The following is a 16742-nucleotide window of genomic DNA, read 5'->3' as shown; positions in this document are numbered from 1 at the left end:
AAACTTTCAAAATCCTTGCCGAGCGATATCGTAATCGAGGAAAAAGACTGGGCTTAAGATTCAATTTAATTGCGGGAATCTATAATTTAGAGCTGAGCAAAAAATGAATTATGAAAGAAGTCTATTAGATCGCTTGTTTTAAAAACTTGGTGATTTCACGGCTAAATTTGACCGGTTCACTGATTAATGGGGTGTGTCCCGATTTTTTAAAAATAATCTGCTCAGCATTGACTAGGCTGTCAGCAATAATTTTTTGACCTTGGGCAGGATAGAGGATCGATTTTGCCCCTGTGAAAAAAGTCGTCGGAGCGGTGAGTGCTGCAATGGCTTCACGATAATCTTCAGTATGGTTCAAATAATTTTGAATATACCAATATAAATAGGCCACACTTTGTGATGGTAACATCAGCTTCTGTAAAGTTGGTTGTTGGTATGCGAAACGGAAAGCGGATAATGCATAAGGATTGCTATTTTGTAAGTCTATGAATCTTAACCAAGCGTCGACCAGACCTTGACGGTCATGTTTATTCATCTGCTGTGCAAATGGCACGGAGAGGTTAGTTGCAAGTACCTTCGAGATGTCTTCTAAAATACTTAAAAACTCAGTGTGACGTTTGCCATATAAACCATATTGCCAATCTTCATCTACTCTAATTTTAGGCGTTTGATCGATGTGCAAATAACGTTTAATTTTTTCGGCAAACTGACCGTATTTTAAACCGTGCATGGTGGTCGTTGCCCCCATGGAGTAAGCAATCACCGTGATTTTATCGTAACCAAGCTGGGAAACTAAGCTGTCAATATCTCGCCAATGGCTTGAAATGGTGTCCGTATTTGGAATTTGACAATGTTTAGAGCCGCCAAATCCACGCCAGTCTGGAATGATAAATTTAAAATGCTTTCGGTGTTGATATAGAAAAGGGTGCCATTGCCAACTTTGCATGCCAAGTCCAGATAAAACCAGGATGGGTTCTCCTTGACCATATTCACGAACATACAGTTGTTGTTGATCTGGCATTGTATAGTGTGGCATGCGGCTTCCTATTTATTTTTTGTTTTAGCGATTAAATTTATGCAACTGTGGAATGATGGTTTCAAGCCATTTGATCCAACCGATTTCCAAATCAATCCCAAGCTGTAAAATCATTTTATGAATGTACAAAGTACGGTCTTCATCATGCGCATGTGCAAAGTCTTTTGCAAAAATAGACTGGTACACTTTTAGTTTTTCTTTGTGAATTTCTAGGTGACGTTCTAATTCGGGTAATACGCCGTTTGTGCCCAGTTGAGCTTCAGCACGTAAACGAACCATTAACTCTTCACGTAACTGAGCCGGAGGGCTTTGCTCAACCATCCAATTGGCTAATTCAACACGTCCAAGCTGTTCAACTTGGTAGGTTTTTTTACGGGTTGTACTGTGGTCATCTTCAATGGTGCTGATCCAGCCTTTTTGCTGCATACCACTGAGTTCACGGTAGATTTGCTGATGTGTCGCATTCCAAAAAAAGCCCATAGAGCGGTCAAAACGGCGTGCAAGGTCAATTCCTGTACTCGGTTTTTCAAGTAAGCTCGTGAGTAAAACATGGGCTAAAGACATATATGGCTCAGTCAAAATAGTTTTGTACTTTTTATTATGCAACATGTTGCATAAAAATCAAATCTCGCATATAAATTAGTGCAACAAGTTGCAAAAATCTTGTATGCGTAGATGGAAATAGAAAGCTCGTATACAAGCGAAGATAAAAATAGCCAGCTTTTCAGCACGCTAAGGAGAAAAAATGTCAAATTATCCAAATTTATTGGCACCACTAGATTTAGGTTTTACAACGCTAAAGAACCGTGTATTGATGGGTTCTATGCATATCGGCCTTGAAGAAGCACCGGGTGGCTATGAACGCATGGCAGCTTTTTACGCTGAGCGTGCGAAAGGTGGTGTAGGTCTGATTGTAACTGGTGGTATTTCTCCCAATGATGATGGTGTGACATTTGCTGGTGGTTCAAAATTAGACTCTTTAGAAGAAGCAGAAAAACATAAAGTGATTACGCAGGCGGTACATGATGCTGGCGGTAAAATTGCGATGCAGATTTTGCATACAGGTCGCTACTCGTATCAAGCCAATAATGTTGCACCTTCATCTATTCAAGCACCAATTAACCCAGTAAAACCGCAAGCTTTAAGCACAGCAGACGTCGAACGCACGATCAATGATTTTGCCAAATGTGCTCAGTTAGCACAGACAGCGGGTTATGACGGTGTAGAAGTCATGGGGTCAGAAGGTTATTTAATTAATGAGTTTATTGCTGCACGTACCAACCACCGTGATGATGAATGGGGTGGCAGTTATGAAAACCGGATTCGTTTTCCAATTGAGATCGTGCGTCGTACACGTGAATTAGTCGGTGAAAATTTTATTATTATTTACCGTCTTTCTATGCTGGATCTGGTTGAAGGTGGTTCGACTTTCGAAGAAGTTGTGCAACTTGCAAAAGCCATTGAAAAAGCCGGTGCAACTATTATCAATACCGGTATTGGTTGGCATGAAGCGCGTATTCCGACCATTGCAACCAAAGTGCCACGTGCTGCATTTACATGGGTGACCAAGAAATTAAAAGGTCTTGTGAATGTTCCTTTAATCACCTCAAACCGTATTAACACTCCTGAAATGGCTGAGCACGTACTTGCTTCGGGTGATGCAGATATGGTGTCCATGGCACGTCCAATGCTGGCTGACCCACGTTTTGTAGAAAAAGCAGAACAAGGTCGTAGTGATGAAATTAATACCTGTATTGGTTGTAACCAAGCCTGTCTAGATCATATTTTCTCGATGAAAATTGCAACATGTTTGGTTAACCCTCAAGCTTGCTATGAAACTGAACTGATTTTTAAAGAATCTGCACAGGTGAAAAATATTGCTGTGATTGGTGCGGGACCTGCAGGTTTAAGCTTTGCAACTTATGCTGCAGAGCGTGGTCATAACATAACTATTTTTGAAGCATCGAGCCAAATTGGTGGACAGTTTAATATTGCGAAAACGATTCCTGGTAAAGAAGAGTTTTATGAAACGCTGCGTTATTTCAAACGTAAAATAGAACTATTGCCTCAGATTAAATTGGTATTGAACCATACAGCAATGTATGAAGAATTAGCTCAGTCTGATTTTGATGACATCGTGGTGGCGACGGGTGTAACACCGCGTCAGTTAGATATAGATGGTATTGATCATCCAAAAGTATTGAGCTATTTACAGGTATTACGTGAACGTCAACCTGTTGGCAAACGTGTAGCAATCATTGGTGCAGGCGGTATTGGTTTCGATACGGCTGAATATTTAACGCATGAAGGTGAAAGCGGAAGTCTCAATCCTGAGAAATTTTATGATGAATGGGGAATTGATACCACTTATGCACAAGTCGGTGGCTTGAAACATCCAGACGTCGAAGAATCGCCGCGTGAAGTGTATTTATTGCAACGTAAGGCTAAATCGGTTGGTGCTGGCTTAGGTAAAACCACGGGTTGGATTCACCGTACAGGTTTGAAACACCGCGATGTGAAAATGATCGCGGGTGCAAGCTACGACAAAATTGATGATCAAGGTTTGCATATTACCGTTGATGGTCAACCACGTATTTTAGATGTTGATCATGTGGTGATTTGTGCAGGTCAGGAATCCTATACCGCGATGTATGAACAGCTACAAGCAGATGGAAAAAATGTGCATCTGATTGGTGGCGCGAAAGAAGCGGGTGAGTTAGATGCTAAACGTGCCATTCGTCAAGGTGCAGATTTGGCTGCGGTGATTTAATCAGCCTCATACTTAACCACGACAACTACATTCAATTTAATATGCAGTTGTCGTGCTTCCTCTCCATTTTGAGAGGAGTTTGAGGATAGGGAAATGATTCATCAACAAAAAAAGGACATAAACATGACTATTGAAATAACAAAAAAATCTGTTGCACGTTGGCACGAAATGCTCGACACACGGGATATGAATATTTTAAATGAACTCTTGGCAGAGGATGTGGTGTTTCGTTCACCTGTCGCGTTTAACCCATATCCAGGTAAGCCTGTAGTAACTTTTATTTTGACCAATGTGATTCAAATTTTTGAAAATTTTACCTATCACCGTGAGTTTTACTCAGAAGATGGTTTAAATGTGGTGCTTGAGTTTTCTGCCAATGTTGGCGAGAAAAAATTAAAAGGGATCGACATGATTCAGTTTAATGAACAAGGACAGATGATTGATTTTGAAGTCATGCTCCGTCCGAAAAGTGGCTTGGAAGCATTGGCGGCGAAAATGGGTGAGCGCATTATGCAATATCAGCCTTGAATCTGCTGATTTTTAAATGCTCATCACAGAATGATAAAAAGCATGATGGATATTGTCATGCTTTTTGCTTATGAGGTTTAAGTAAACAAATATTGCTAGTGAGATATGGTTTTGTAGATACGTTTGTTTAATGGGCCTTGTTGGTCAAAGTGAAAAGATTGAAATGATTTGCTGTAGTGCGAAGCGAGGTGAAGGTAAGGTCAATGAATAATGTGATGCATAAAGGGCGTCTGGCTCTTTTAAATTTTGTAGATCATGCCATCGGTGCAGAATTACCACAGCTTTATTATCATCCTGAAGGGCAAATGAAACATGTGCTGCCGAAGTTAAAGCAACTACATGAAAAATATCGTCCTACGCCTTGGCTGTCGAATACTCATGCACATTTACTGTATTTTGATGTCATTAAAAAGCGCCAAGTGAAGCTTAAATACGACGCTATAGAGCAACTGACCATGGCTGATGGAGGGATCACAGCCATTGCATGGTTGGGTTTAGATTTACCTGCGGATGTGCCAACTGTGGTGCTCATGCATACGATTACGGGAACGCCTGAAAGTATGCGAGAAGTGGTTCGGGATCTTCATCTATATACAGGTTGGCGCATTGCACTCTGTTTAAGACGTGGCCATGCCAATTTGCCTATGCCAGTTGCCAAAATAAATTTATTTGGTTCAACCGATGACTTACGTGAACAGATTGCCTTTATTCAGCAGAAATTTCCCGCATCGAGTTTGTATGGCGTCGGTTCATCTGCAGGAACGGGGCTATTGGTCCGCTATTTAGGCGAGCAAGGTGAGGAAACACCACTTAAAGCGGCTTTTGCTTTATGTCCGGGTTATGATACTGAGCTTGGCTTTAAAAATGTCCATCCTTTTTACAGTAAAATGATGACGAAAAAGCTCTTTCAGAAATTTGTAGAACCCTATTCTGCAACATGGTCAGCAACACCCTCTTTAATTGATGTATTGAAAAGTAAAAATCTGGCACAGTTTGAACGTGCATATTTTCAAATGGCGGGTTTTGCTGATTATGAAAGTTATGCCAAATCTACCAACCCAATTTATGTATTTGAAAATCTTAAAATTCCTTTGATGATTTTAAATGCCGAAGACGATCCTATTTGCCACATTCAAAACTTTGAGCCCTATAAAGAATTAATCTGTTCTTTGCCGAATGTTGTGGTGGTAACCACCAAAAAAGGCAGTCACTGTGGTTATTATGAAGGTCTAGTGGAAACCCATTCATGGGCAACCAAATTAATGGCAGATTTTTTAAAGTTATATGCGAACTAAAAAATAGCCTACTTTGGGTAGGCTATTTTAAGTGTGTGTTACTCGGCTTGTGGGCAACATGCAGTTGTTTGAGGTTTAAGCTTCATCTGTATCAATACTAAAATCAACGCTATAGCGCTCAGTGTAGCGCCTGCATAAGACACTGCAGCATAGCTTAGGTTGAGATTTAGCACTGCGGCACCTGCAACAGCGCCCAAAGCATTTCCAAGATTAAATGCACCAATATTCACTGAAGAAGCGAGGCCTGGTGCATCGTGAGCGACTGTCATAACATGCATTTGTAAAGGTGGTACAACGGCAAAGGCTGCTGCTCCCCAGATGATTAATGCAATCGCCGCGCCAATGGTGGTTGTTGCTAATAGTGGAAATAACAGCATCATCAGCATGAGTAAGACTAAAAAGCCAATCAAGGTTTTATCTAAGGATTGATCGGCGAACTTACCACCGAAATGGTTACCGATTGAAAATCCGATCCCGATTAAGACCAACATGAAAGTGATAAGTTCGGGGCTTGCATGAGTAAAGACTTTTAAGCTTGGTGCGATATAGGTATAGAGCGAGAACATAGCTCCAGCACTCATGACCGTGGTGAGCAGTGCTAAAACAACAGGCATGCGTGTTAATACTTTTAACTCTGCTCGTACATCCGGTTTTTCGGTCTGTTGCTGATGGGGCAGTGCTTTCCATAATGCCAACATGGTGATGATGCCCAGTAAGGTAATAGCGGCAAAAGACATACGCCAACCGATATTTTGACCCACCCACGTTGCGAGGGGCACACCGCCAATATTGGCAATGGTCAAGCCCATAAACATCATAGCAACAGCACTGGCTTGTTTATCTTTCGGAACAACACTCGCTGCAACCATAGAACCTAAGCCAAAAAATGCACCATGATTTAAGCTAGTCACCAAACGTGCCGCCATTAAACTAAGATAATTGGGTGCAATCGTTGCCAAAATATTACCGATGGTAAAGATTGCCATCAGTAAAATAAGGGCAGTACGTTTAGGAAAACGTGCTAACCATAAGGTCATTAATGGGGCACCAATCATGACGCCAACGGCATAGGCACTAATCAGTAAGCCCGCTTGAGGAATAGACACCGATAAATCTGCTGCGATTTCAGGCAAAAAAACCATCGGTGAAAATTCTGTTGTGCCAATTGCAAAAGCACCAACAGCTAATGCAATTAATGGAAAATTGAATTTCATATTAAATATCCCACACTGGAGCAAGTTCAGGTGGGTTCACTTCACGCGCATTTCTGTCCAGTGTGGCAATGGCCTGCATCTGTTCTGGTGTTAAATGAATGTCTTGAGCTTTTAAATTACTGATTAAATGTTCACGTTTGGTTGATGATGGAATCACGGCATAACCTTTTTGCAGTGCCCATGCGAGTGCAATTTGGGCCGAAGTGACTTGGTGTTCGGCCGCAATATTTAACAGTGTTGGATCTTGCAAAACTTTGCCATAAGCCAAGGTCATATAGGATGTGACATCTATAGTGTTCGCTTGTAGGTAATTGACCAAGTTTTGATTTTGCAAATATGGACTCAGTTCAATTTGATTGGTTGCAATATTTTCCAGCCCGATGTGATCAATGGCTTGTTGAGTGAGCTCAATATTAAAATTAGATACACCAATATATTCAGTCAATCCTTGTTTTTTTGCCTCAAGTAAATGTCCCATTAATTCAGGAATATCGACTCCAAGTGCAGGTGCTGGCCAATGAATAAGTGTAAGGTTAACTGCATCAGTCCTCAATTTAATTAAACTGTCTTTTAGACTGGGTATTAGTTTGTCGGCAGCATAATTTTCAGTCCAAATTTTCGTGGTTAAGAAAATATCAGCTCGATTGACCTGACTTTCATGGATTGCATGGCCTACTTCTGCTTCATTAGCGTAAATTTGTGCGGTGTCTACAGCACGATATCCAAGCTCTAAGGCTGTTTTAACTGAGTGAATGACAGTATCACCTGTCAAACGGAAGGTACCGATACCAAATTGAGGAACAATCATCAGGAATTCTCTTTTTTGAATTGATGCTATTGTGCTGCTAATTTTAATGAAGAAAAATGCATGAGTTTGGAATATATTATTGATTAAAAATCACGAATTAGAATATGCAATGAAATCGACCATTGAGGAGCTGCAGGCTTTTACTGTTATTGTAGATAGCGGCTCTATTATCAAAGCAGCAGAAAGACTGGATCAAACAGCATCTGGTGTCAGCCGTGCATTACAGCGTCTGGAATCTAAATTAAATGTAACCCTGTTGGAACGAACAACCCGCAAAATTAAGCTGACGCAAGAGGGGCAATTATTTTTAGCTAAAACACGGCGGATATTGAATGATTTGAGTGAAGCGGAAGATTCTCTGCTGAAATTAGATGCAGATACTTCGGGGTTGGTGCGGGTCGATTCTGCGATTTCGTTTATTCTGCATATGATCGTTCCCTTGATACCAGAATTTAATGCACGTTATCCGCATATACAGATTGAATTGGTGAATCATGATCAAGTGATTGACTTATTAGAGCATAAAGCAGATGTCGCAATTCGCTTTGGAAAATTAAGCGACTCCAGTTTGCATGCAAAACTTATCTACAAGAGTCGACTGTGTTTGGTGGCGAGTCCTGAATACCTTCAGCAGCATGGACGTCCGCAAAATGCTGAAGAGCTAACCGCACATGCTTTACTTGGATTTAGTCAAATTACCCATATGAATACTTGGTCGATCCAAGTCGCAGGGAAGCCCCTGACGATCCGACCCAACATCAAGGCGTCAAATGGTGAAACGATACGCGAGCTTGCGATTCATGGGATGGGCATCGCTTGTCTTTCGATTTTTATGTTAGAAAAAGATATTGCAGAAGGACGATTGGTACAACTTTTAGACGATCAAATTGAGCCACATGAACAGCTTATTCATGCTGTCTATTATCAACAAGAGCATTTACCGAAACGTGTTCGTTTATTTATTGAATATTTAGCTGAAAAATTACAAGAATAGTTGTGAGAAAAAACAGTGCATCGTCGGGTACAGATTTTTATTTACATAGAAACAATAAAAAACCCGACAATTGCCGGGTTTTTTGATCATTTGTTTGATAAAACTTCGATCTTAGTTCTCTAAGGCTGGTGTTGCAGCAGCAATGGCAGCGGCAACGGCGTCATCTTCAGACTGTGCAGAACCAGAGTTTTGTTTAGGTTGAGCAGCTTGCGCAGGTTTTTCTGCTGCTTTAGGTGCTTCTGCTTTTGGAGCAGGAGCTTCTGCAGGAGGAGTAGGTTCACGACGAATTTCAGTTGTTGTATTCGGTGTCTCTTCACGAATCACTTCAACATGCTGTTGAGTCGTTTCTTCAACAACTGGTTGTTCTTCAACTGGTTCTAATTGTGTAGGTACAGATGCTGTTGGTTCAGATGCTGCAACTTCAACCTGTTCCTGTTCTTCTTCTTTTGGTGCTTCTTTTTTTACACATGCTGTAAGAAGTAGACCTGTTGCGATTGCACCGCAGATTAAAAGTTTCTTATTCATAATTACACAAAACAAAAAAGTGTGGATTGGATAACTGCATTATAACAGCAAATAAGAATATAGAAATGATAAGAACTTACTCTAAATTTTTATGATAATTGCTGTTACAATAGCCAATTGTTAATTGTTCTATGAATTGATGCGGAATGACTTTGCTTTCTTGGTACAGAGTAAAGTAAAATCGCACAACATTGTAGGCCAATTTAGGCTCCATTGTACGAGAAACTTAATGACCCATTTTATTTTCGTTACTGGTGGTGTTGTATCATCACTAGGTAAAGGTATTTCAGCTGCATCAGTGGCTGCGCTTTTAGAAGCCCGTGGTTTAAAAGTAACCATGGTAAAAATGGATCCATACATTAATGTCGATCCAGGGACTATGAGTCCATTCCAACACGGTGAAGTTTTTGTCACAGAGGATGGTGCTGAAACTGACTTAGACTTGGGTTATTACGAACGTTTCTTGCGTCGTGCGAAAATGACCAAACTGAACAACTTTACTTCAGGACGAGTGTACCAAGATGTCTTGAATAAAGAACGTCGTGGTGATTACCTCGGTGGTACAGTTCAAGTTATTCCACATATTACTGACAATATTAAAGAACGTGTTCTTCGCGCAGGTGAAGGCTATGACGTTGCGATCGTTGAGATCGGCGGTACAGTAGGTGACATTGAATCTCTCCCATTCATGGAATCTGTACGTCAACTTATGGTCGAACTAGGTCATAAGCGCACAATGTTAATGCACTTAACTTTACTCCCATATATTAAGTCAGCTGCTGAATTAAAAACTAAACCAACTCAACACTCTGTAAAAGAGCTTTTGTCGATTGGTATTCAACCAGACATCCTGATCTGCCGTACAGAGCATGATGTTGATGCTGATACTACACGTAAAATCGCGTTATTTACGAACGTTGAAGCACGTGCAGTTGTGGTATGTAAAGATGCGCGTTCAATTTACCAAATTCCACGTACTTTCTATGAACAAAACGTTGACGATTTAATTTGTGAACGTTTTGGTTATAACGATCTTCCAGAAGCTGATCTTACAGACTGGGATAACGTTGTAGATGCATTACTGAACCCTGAATACACAGTTCGTGTAGCGATGGTTGGTAAATACGTTGAACTTCCAGATGCATACAAATCTGTAAACGAAGCACTTTTACATGCGGGTATTCAAAACCGTGTGAAAGTTCAAATCGACTACGTCAATGCAGAAGAGCTTGAAAGCCAAGATGTAAACGACGTATTAAAAGACGCGGATGCAATCTTAGTGCCAGGTGGTTTCGGTGAACGTGGTACAGAAGGCAAAATGAAAGCGATTCGTTTTGCACGTGAAAACGGTGTACCGTTCCTCGGCATCTGTTTAGGTATGCAGTTGGCTGTGATCGAATATGCGCGCAACGTTGCGGGTATTGGCGATGCAACTTCAACTGAATTTAACCGTTCTACAAAATCACCATTGATTGGTCTAATCACTGAATGGTTAGATGAGCGCGGCGAAGTTCAACAACGTAATGCAGATTCTGACTTAGGCGGCACAATGCGTCTGGGTGCTCAAAAATCTGAATTGGTTGCAGGAACAAGAACTGCACAAGTTTACGGTTCTGAAGAGATCGTTGAACGTCATCGTCACCGTTATGAAATGAACAACCGTTATATCCCAGTGCTTGAAGAAAAAGGCATGAAGATTTCAGGTTATTCTCCAGTACAGCGTCTTGTTGAAACTGTTGAAATTCCTGAACATCCTTGGTTTATTGCTGTACAATTCCATCCGGAATTTACAAGTTCACCACGTGATGGACACCCATTATTTGCTGGCTTTATTGATGCTGCTAAAAAACAGTATCAAAAAACCAAGTAATGGCATTGTAGGACTAAACTAGGAAGTTTAAATGTCACAATTAAAACCACAGGAAATTGTACGTTTAGGCGATATACAAATGGCAAATCATTTGCCATTTGTACTATTCGGCGGCATGAACGTACTTGAGTCAAAAGACCTTGCTTTTGAAATTGCTGAAACCTATGTGGATATCTGCAAACGCTTGGATATTCCATATGTGTTTAAAGCAAGTTTTGATAAAGCCAATCGTTCAAGCTTGAACTCTTTCCGTGGCCCAGGCCTGGAAAAAGGAATCGAGTGGTTAGCTGACATTAAAAAACACTTTAATGTGCCGATTATTACTGACGTACATGAACCATACCAAGCTGCGCCTGTTGCTGAAGTTGCGGATATTATCCAGCTTCCTGCATTTTTAAGCCGTCAGACTGACCTTGTTGAAGCGATGGCGAAAACTGATGCCATCATTAACATCAAAAAAGCACAGTTCCTCGCACCACACGAAATGCGTCATATTCTGCATAAGTGTTTGGAAGCAGGGAATGACAAACTGATTCTTTGTGAACGTGGTTCAGCATTTGGTTACAACAACTTAGTTGTCGATATGTTGGGCTTTGACATCATGAAAGAAATGAATGTCCCTGTGTTCTTTGATGTGACACATGCGCTTCAAACGCCGGGTGGTCGTGCGGATTCTGCGGGTGGTCGTCGTGCGCAAATCACGACACTGGCACGAGCAGGTATGGCGACTGGTTTAGCAGGTTTGTTCTTAGAAGCTCATCCAGATCCAGAAAATGCCAAATGTGACGGTCCATGTGCGCTACGCATGTCACAGTTGGAGCCTTTCTTGGCACAGTTAAAAGAACTCGATACCTTGGTTAAAGGTTTCGCAAAGTTAGACACACACTAATTCGATACACATTGATGCGTCACTTTTGACGCATCATTTTTATTAATCAACTGAGGAATTGTTCATGAGCCAAATCGTTGACATTCGTGCACGTGAAATTTTGGACTCTCGTGGTAACCCTACCATCGAAGCAGACGTAATCTTAGCCTCTGGCGTTGTAGGCCGTGCATGTGCACCATCTGGTGCTTCAACTGGTTCTCGTGAAGCTTTAGAACTTCGTGACGGCGACAAAGCTCGTTACTTAGGTAAAGGCGTTAAAACTGCGGTTAACAACGTTAACACAGTAATTCGTGATGCATTGTTGGGTAAATCAGTATTCGAACAAAAAGACATTGATAACACAATGATCGCGCTTGACGGTACTGAAAACAAAGAAAAATTAGGTGCTAACGCAACTTTAGCGGTATCGCTAGCTGCTGCACGCGCTGCTGCTGATGAAAAGAAAATCCCACTTTTCCAATACATCGCAGACCTTCGTAATAACAGCATTTTGACTATGCCTGTTCCAATGATGAACATCCTAAATGGTGGTTCACATGCAGACAACAACGTAGACATTCAAGAATTTATGATTGAGCCAGTTGGCTTCACTTCATTCTCTGAAGCTTTACGCGCTGGTGCTGAAATTTTCCATTCTTTAAAATCAGTTTTAAAGAAACAAGGTTTAAATACTGCAGTTGGTGATGAAGGCGGTTTTGCACCGAACCTTCGTTCTAACGAAGAAGCAATTACAGTAATTCTTGAAGCAATTGAAAAAACTGGCTACAAAGCTGGTTCAGACATTATGCTTGCGCTTGACTGTGCATCTTCAGAATTCTACAAAGATGGTCAATACATCCTTGCAGGTGAAGGCAATAAAGCATTCACAAGCAACCAATTTGCTGACTACCTTGCTGGTTTTGCAAAACAATACCCAATCATCTCAATTGAAGATGGTTTAGACGAGTCTGATTGGGAAGGTTGGTCTTACCTCACTTCAATCCTTGGCGACAAAATCCAATTGGTTGGTGATGACCTATTCGTTACGAATCCTAAAATTCTTCAACGTGGTATCAATGAAAAAGTGGGTAACTCGATTCTGATCAAGTACAACCAAATCGGTACGTTGACTGAAACTCTAGATGCAATCTACCTTGCAAAAGCAAATGGTTACACTACAGTAATTTCACACCGTTCTGGTGAAACTGAAGATTCAACTATTGCGGATCTTGCAGTGGGTACAGCAGCGGGTCAAATCAAAACTGGTTCACTTTGCCGTTCTGACCGTGTAGCGAAATATAACCAATTACTTCGTATTGAAGAATTGACTAATGCTGCATATCGCGGTAAAGCTGAGTTCAAAGGTTTGAACTAAGCAGATCATGCTATCTATGTTAAATGTATTTGACTCCAAAGCGAGTAAAGCATTGTTGGGCCTTGCGATCTTTTTGATCGCAGGGTTTCAATATTTATACTGGTTCGGTGAAGGTGGTTATCATCAACATCAACAACTGAGTCAGAAAATACAACAACAAGTCGAACTCAATGACGAATTAAAAGAACGAAATCGCGTGCTTGCCGCTGAAGTATACGATTTAAAAAATGGCGTTGAAGCTATTGAAGAGCATGCTCGTCTAGATTTAGGTTTAATTAAACCGCATGAAACTTTCGTACAGATGAGTACGATTAGTACTCAGTACAAACCAATTTATATTGATCCAAACGCAAAAGTAGACCTACGTACCAATGAGTCAGAACCAGCCGAACTTCCACCAGAACCTTAAATTGTGGGCTATTATTCCTGCTGCTGGTTCAGGAAGTCGATTTTCTAAAACTGAACTAAAACAATATCAAAACATTGCGGGTCTAACTGTGCTTGAACACACAGTTGCACGTCTCAACCAATTGCCTTTAACAGGCTATGTATTGGCTATAGGTGAGCAAGATAATGTTGCGCAGACCTTGGCACTCACTAATCAAGAGAAGGCTCATTTTTGTTTAGGCGGTGCAGAGCGTGTGCATTCTGTACTCAATGCATTGCAATATCTATCTTCGATTGCCAATGATGATGATTGGGTGTTTGTTCATGACGCAGCACGACCATGTGTCTCTCAGTTGAGTTTAGAAAATTTAGTTCAATCGGCAGTAGAAACTGAGCAAAGTGCGATTCTCGCCATTCCCGTACGCGATACCTTAAAGCGAGTTGAAACGGCACCACTTATATCAACAACGGTAGATCGTTCAACTTTATGGCAAGCGCAGACACCACAAATTGCCAAATTGGGTGTGCTTAAAAATGCCATTGAACAAGCGCTTGCCGCTGGTGCGACCATCACAGATGAAGCAAGTGCCTTAGAATTTGTCGGTGAGCATGTCAATGTCGTGCAGGGTCGTTCGGACAATATTAAAATTACCTATCCTGATGACTTGGAATTGGCACGTTTAATTTTAGCGTCTCAAGTTAATAGATGATTATTTCAAGGAATATTTAAGGGACAGTGATTTTTACTGTCGCTTTAATCTATAATTCCCGCATCCTTTTTAGATCTGTTTCGCAATGATCCCTTCTCAACAGTATCGTTTTTTACGTCAGTCATTACGTGATGGCCGCAGTATAAAACACGATTCTTCTCGATGGGCTAAACTTCATTTAGACCCGTGGTTACTTTGCTTCTTGGTACTCAATGCAATATTGGGGCTGATGGTTGTCTATAGTGCGACCGCGGAAGATTCGGGAATGGTACTACGTCAAGCCACAAGTTTTGGTGTAGGCTTTATTGTGATGTTGATCTGCGCGCAAATTCCACCCAAAGTTTACCAATCTATGAGTCCGTACTTATATGCCATCGGTATATTTTTACTGTTGTTGGTTTTGGTTATTGGTGAAAAAAGGATGGGGGCGAAACGCTGGATTAGCTTACCGGGTATCGGCAGTATGCAGCCGAGTGAGTTTATGAAATTTGCCATGCCACTGATTATGGCGTGGTATTTTGCGCGAAAACCTTTTCCACCGAAATTTTTACAAATTGTCGGGGCATTAATTTTATTATTGATTCCATTTGCATTGGTCGCTTTACAGCCTGACTTGAATATCGGTTTGATTATTCCGGGTATTTTTGTTTTATTTTTAAGTGGAATGTCTTGGCGTTTAATTGCAGCTGCTTTAACAGCCTTTGCGATTGCAGCACCTGTACTCTGGATGTTCTTTTTGCAGGAATATCAGAAAAAACGTGTACTGACGTTATTTGACCCTGAGTCTGACGCACTTGGTGCAGGTTGGAATATTATTCAGTCTAAAATTGCCATTGGTTCAGGCGGTTTAATGGGTAAGGGGTATACCGAAGGGACACAGTCGCATTTGGGTTATCTGCCAGAGCATCATACTGACTTTATTATGTCGACCTATGCTGAAGAGTTTGGCTTTATTGGTGTATTTCTTTTATTTAGTTTATTTACAGCAATTATTGTTCGCTGTTTGATTATTGGACTAAATTGCTTCCATAATTTTGGACGACTCTATGCAGGGGCGATAGGATTAACTTTCTTCTTTTTTGTATTCTTAAACTCGGGTATGGTCAGTGGGATTTTACCGGTAACAGGTGATCCACTACCGTTGATGAGTTATGGTGGTACAGCCGTAATTGCGATGCTCGCAGGAATGGGAATTGTGATGTCGATTCATACGCATCGCTAAGCATTAATGTAAACGGAATAATCAAGCCGGACCAATGTCCGGCTTTTTTTATGCGCTGGACGTACGGGAAAATGCTGTAGCAGAATGTATTGAGCAGTCCGTCAGAACGTAAATCAATGTTTCTGTGCAGATGATTGGCAGGTCGAATGCCTTGGTTGTAGTTGTTTAAGCTATGGCGGACTGGCCGGCCAGCGCTCATAAGCGCCCGCAAGTATAATCTGTCAGTATCTGGGCAGGCGCCGGCTAAGCGGATAAAAACAGCCGGCTTCATGCCGGCTTTGGGTTTAGTTGAATAGCTGATTGATTTTTCTGGCTATTTCTTTGTTGTAAATTCGATAGTCGCTGATGGCATAGGGGCTGAACAGGGCATATTTGCAGCTGGTGCTGGAACCATTTTTGGCGGCAGCGGTGCGGCAGTTCAAGATGGAAAAGACCTTCGCGTCAGCCGATTTAAGCTCAAATGAGCTTAAGTAAATTTTTTCATTGGCAATATCCTGAGTAGTAACGGTATAGCCATTTTTTACTAGCACATTGCTGAGGCTGGAAATCGTGCGTTTGCTGCTGACTGTCAGCGCATCTTCATAGCCGAAGGTTTTAATCAGGGTTGCAGTGTTCAGCTGCTCGGCATTTTTAAATAATTCCGGCGCTGCGTTTTTGATAAAGAAGCCGAAGTCTTCTGTGCTGATATCGGCCGTAATAGGCTTGAAGGTCATGCGTACGCCATCACTCAGCCTGTCGTATGCGACGCGCATCTGTATATCTGCGCAGGAACTGGAGTCGTTGGCGCTGCGGCGGTGATCAGCGCTGACCGTATTGCAGACTTTTATTTTAACCCGGTCTTGCGCCAGGCGCCGGAATTGCGCGTCATAAATATGATGCACACTCCAGTAACGGTCTTGTTTTAACTGGTTAAAGAACGGGGCATTGCTGATCAGCCCTTTGTTTAAATCCAATTCATTATAAGCCGAGAGCGGTACTGTCAGGGAAAAACTGTTCAGTTCTGGATTGAGCTGGATATGCTGGGTTTTAGGCCCGAAGCCGCCTAGCACATTTTGATAGAGGCTGCCGCGTTCCCCTGTGACTTGGCAGCCGGATAGCCCGGCTGCTGCGGCAAGAAACAATAATGTTTTTTGCATATTTTGA

At 41.5% G+C, this 16742-nt stretch carries 16 protein-coding genes and 1 pseudogene; 11 read left to right on the top strand and 6 right to left on the bottom strand.

All coding sequences use genetic code 11. The features are described 5' to 3' along the window. Positions 1–107 (top strand): annotated as a pseudogene (locus tag FTU36_RS07815) (IS5/IS1182 family transposase); the annotation flags it as partial. Between the two features lie 17 nt (positions 108–124). Here the strand turns inward: FTU36_RS07815 and FTU36_RS07810 are convergent. Continuing rightward, positions 125–1033 carry an alpha/beta fold hydrolase gene (locus FTU36_RS07810; protein WP_180065570.1) on the bottom strand — a complete coding sequence of 303 codons (909 nt, stop codon included), beginning with the start codon at positions 1031–1033 and terminating at the stop codon, positions 125–127. A 24-nt stretch (positions 1034–1057) separates the two neighbouring features. Next, complete coding sequence (locus FTU36_RS07805) at positions 1058–1597, bottom strand: PadR family transcriptional regulator (RefSeq protein WP_180005106.1); 540 nt, start codon at positions 1595–1597, stop codon at positions 1058–1060. A 181-nt stretch (positions 1598–1778) separates the two neighbouring features. Here FTU36_RS07805 and FTU36_RS07800 point away from each other — a divergent pair, with 181 nt between their 5' ends. The 3 genes from FTU36_RS07800 to FTU36_RS07790 all read left to right on the top strand — a co-directional run bounded on the left by FTU36_RS07800 (position 1779) and on the right by FTU36_RS07790 (position 5626). Continuing rightward, a complete protein-coding gene (locus tag FTU36_RS07800) occupies positions 1779–3803 on the top strand; it encodes an NADPH-dependent 2,4-dienoyl-CoA reductase (protein ID WP_180117342.1) in 2025 nt (674 codons plus the stop codon). Positions 3804–3926: 123 nt separating this feature from the next. Further along, a complete protein-coding gene (locus tag FTU36_RS07795) occupies positions 3927–4331 on the top strand; it encodes a nuclear transport factor 2 family protein (protein WP_078189187.1) in 405 nt (134 codons plus the stop codon). Positions 4332–4534: 203 nt separating this feature from the next. After that, a complete protein-coding gene (locus tag FTU36_RS07790) occupies positions 4535–5626 on the top strand; it encodes a YheT family hydrolase (RefSeq protein WP_180117340.1) in 1092 nt (363 codons plus the stop codon). Between the two features lie 38 nt (positions 5627–5664). On the opposite strand, the gene FTU36_RS07785 is transcribed toward FTU36_RS07790, so the two are convergent. Together FTU36_RS07785 and dkgB are read right to left on the bottom strand one after the other, a co-directional pair. After that, positions 5665–6840 carry an MFS transporter gene (locus FTU36_RS07785; RefSeq protein ID WP_180117338.1) on the bottom strand — a complete coding sequence of 392 codons (1176 nt, stop codon included), beginning with the start codon at positions 6838–6840 and terminating at the stop codon, positions 5665–5667. A gap of 1 nt (position 6841) precedes the next feature. After that, on the bottom strand, positions 6842–7648 hold the full coding sequence (gene dkgB, locus FTU36_RS07780; RefSeq protein WP_218954389.1) for a 2,5-didehydrogluconate reductase DkgB: 807 nt from the start codon (positions 7646–7648) through the stop codon (positions 6842–6844). A 109-nt stretch (positions 7649–7757) separates the two neighbouring features. Between dkgB and FTU36_RS07775 the strand changes: the two genes are divergently transcribed. Continuing rightward, complete coding sequence (locus FTU36_RS07775; protein ID WP_180059731.1) at positions 7758–8642, top strand: LysR family transcriptional regulator; 885 nt, start codon at positions 7758–7760, stop codon at positions 8640–8642. A gap of 111 nt (positions 8643–8753) precedes the next feature. Here FTU36_RS07775 and FTU36_RS07770 read toward each other — a convergent pair whose 3' ends face one another. Further along, entirely contained in the window at positions 8754–9167 is a 414-nt protein-coding gene (locus FTU36_RS07770) for an internalin (protein ID WP_180117336.1), read from the bottom strand. 229 nt (positions 9168–9396) lie between these two features. Between FTU36_RS07770 and FTU36_RS07765 the strand changes: the two genes are divergently transcribed. The 6 genes from FTU36_RS07765 (at position 9397) to rodA (ending at position 15599) form a co-directional block, all read left to right on the top strand. Then, positions 9397–11037 (top strand): CTP synthase, encoded by a 1641-nt coding sequence (locus FTU36_RS07765; protein WP_180073624.1) that lies wholly within the window; start codon positions 9397–9399, stop codon positions 11035–11037. Between the two features lie 31 nt (positions 11038–11068). Continuing rightward, complete coding sequence (gene kdsA / locus FTU36_RS07760; RefSeq protein ID WP_078188522.1) at positions 11069–11926, top strand: 3-deoxy-8-phosphooctulonate synthase; 858 nt, start codon at positions 11069–11071, stop codon at positions 11924–11926. A 64-nt stretch (positions 11927–11990) separates the two neighbouring features. Then, entirely contained in the window at positions 11991–13280 is a 1290-nt protein-coding gene (eno, locus tag FTU36_RS07755; protein ID WP_078188521.1) for a phosphopyruvate hydratase, read from the top strand. A 16-nt stretch (positions 13281–13296) separates the two neighbouring features. After that, a complete protein-coding gene (locus FTU36_RS07750; protein WP_078188520.1) occupies positions 13297–13689 on the top strand; it encodes a septum formation initiator family protein in 393 nt (130 codons plus the stop codon). Beyond that, complete coding sequence (gene ispD, locus FTU36_RS07745) at positions 13652–14377, top strand: 2-C-methyl-D-erythritol 4-phosphate cytidylyltransferase (RefSeq protein WP_180117334.1); 726 nt, start codon at positions 13652–13654, stop codon at positions 14375–14377. The genes FTU36_RS07750 and ispD overlap by 38 nt, the downstream gene beginning before the upstream one ends. An 85-nt stretch (positions 14378–14462) precedes the next feature. Then, entirely contained in the window at positions 14463–15599 is a 1137-nt protein-coding gene (rodA, locus tag FTU36_RS07740) for a rod shape-determining protein RodA (protein WP_180073622.1), read from the top strand. 284 nt (positions 15600–15883) lie between these two features. Here rodA and FTU36_RS07735 read toward each other — a convergent pair whose 3' ends face one another. Further along, on the bottom strand, positions 15884–16735 hold the full coding sequence (locus FTU36_RS07735; RefSeq protein ID WP_180022129.1) for a hypothetical protein: 852 nt from the start codon (positions 16733–16735) through the stop codon (positions 15884–15886). Between the last annotated feature and the right edge of the window lie 7 nt (positions 16736–16742).

This window comes from Acinetobacter sp. YH12096 (genome assembly GCF_013419215.1).
GTDB classification, from domain to species: Bacteria; Pseudomonadota; Gammaproteobacteria; order Pseudomonadales; family Moraxellaceae; genus Acinetobacter; species Acinetobacter amyesii.
The sequence above is the reverse complement of the archived record's forward strand: the minus strand, read 5'-3'. Positions and strand labels throughout refer to the sequence as shown.

Bases quoted from the DNA above. Each gene is read 5' to 3' on its own strand.
- FTU36_RS07810 (WP_180065570.1), bottom strand. From the start codon at position 1,033: ATGCCACACTATACAATGCCAGATCAACAACAACTGTATGTTCGTGAA.
- FTU36_RS07805 (WP_180005106.1), bottom strand. From the start codon at position 1,597: ATGTCTTTAGCCCATGTTTTACTCACGAGCTTACTTGAAAAACCGAGT.
- FTU36_RS07800 (WP_180117342.1), top strand. From the start codon at position 1,779: ATGTCAAATTATCCAAATTTATTGGCACCACTAGATTTAGGTTTTACA.
- FTU36_RS07795 (WP_078189187.1), top strand. From the start codon at position 3,927: ATGACTATTGAAATAACAAAAAAATCTGTTGCACGTTGGCACGAAATG.
- FTU36_RS07790 (WP_180117340.1), top strand. From the start codon at position 4,535: ATGAATAATGTGATGCATAAAGGGCGTCTGGCTCTTTTAAATTTTGTA.
- FTU36_RS07785 (WP_180117338.1), bottom strand. From the start codon at position 6,840: ATGAAATTCAATTTTCCATTAATTGCATTAGCTGTTGGTGCTTTTGCA.
- dkgB (WP_218954389.1), bottom strand. From the start codon at position 7,648: ATGATTGTTCCTCAATTTGGTATCGGTACCTTCCGTTTGACAGGTGAT.
- FTU36_RS07775 (WP_180059731.1), top strand. From the start codon at position 7,758: ATGAAATCGACCATTGAGGAGCTGCAGGCTTTTACTGTTATTGTAGAT.
- FTU36_RS07770 (WP_180117336.1), bottom strand. From the start codon at position 9,167: ATGAATAAGAAACTTTTAATCTGCGGTGCAATCGCAACAGGTCTACTT.
- FTU36_RS07765 (WP_180073624.1), top strand. From the start codon at position 9,397: ATGACCCATTTTATTTTCGTTACTGGTGGTGTTGTATCATCACTAGGT.
- kdsA (WP_078188522.1), top strand. From the start codon at position 11,069: ATGTCACAATTAAAACCACAGGAAATTGTACGTTTAGGCGATATACAA.
- eno (WP_078188521.1), top strand. From the start codon at position 11,991: ATGAGCCAAATCGTTGACATTCGTGCACGTGAAATTTTGGACTCTCGT.
- FTU36_RS07750 (WP_078188520.1), top strand. From the start codon at position 13,297: ATGTTAAATGTATTTGACTCCAAAGCGAGTAAAGCATTGTTGGGCCTT.
- ispD (WP_180117334.1), top strand. From the start codon at position 13,652: ATGAGTCAGAACCAGCCGAACTTCCACCAGAACCTTAAATTGTGGGCT.
- rodA (WP_180073622.1), top strand. From the start codon at position 14,463: ATGATCCCTTCTCAACAGTATCGTTTTTTACGTCAGTCATTACGTGAT.
- FTU36_RS07735 (WP_180022129.1), bottom strand. From the start codon at position 16,735: ATGCAAAAAACATTATTGTTTCTTGCCGCAGCAGCCGGGCTATCCGGC.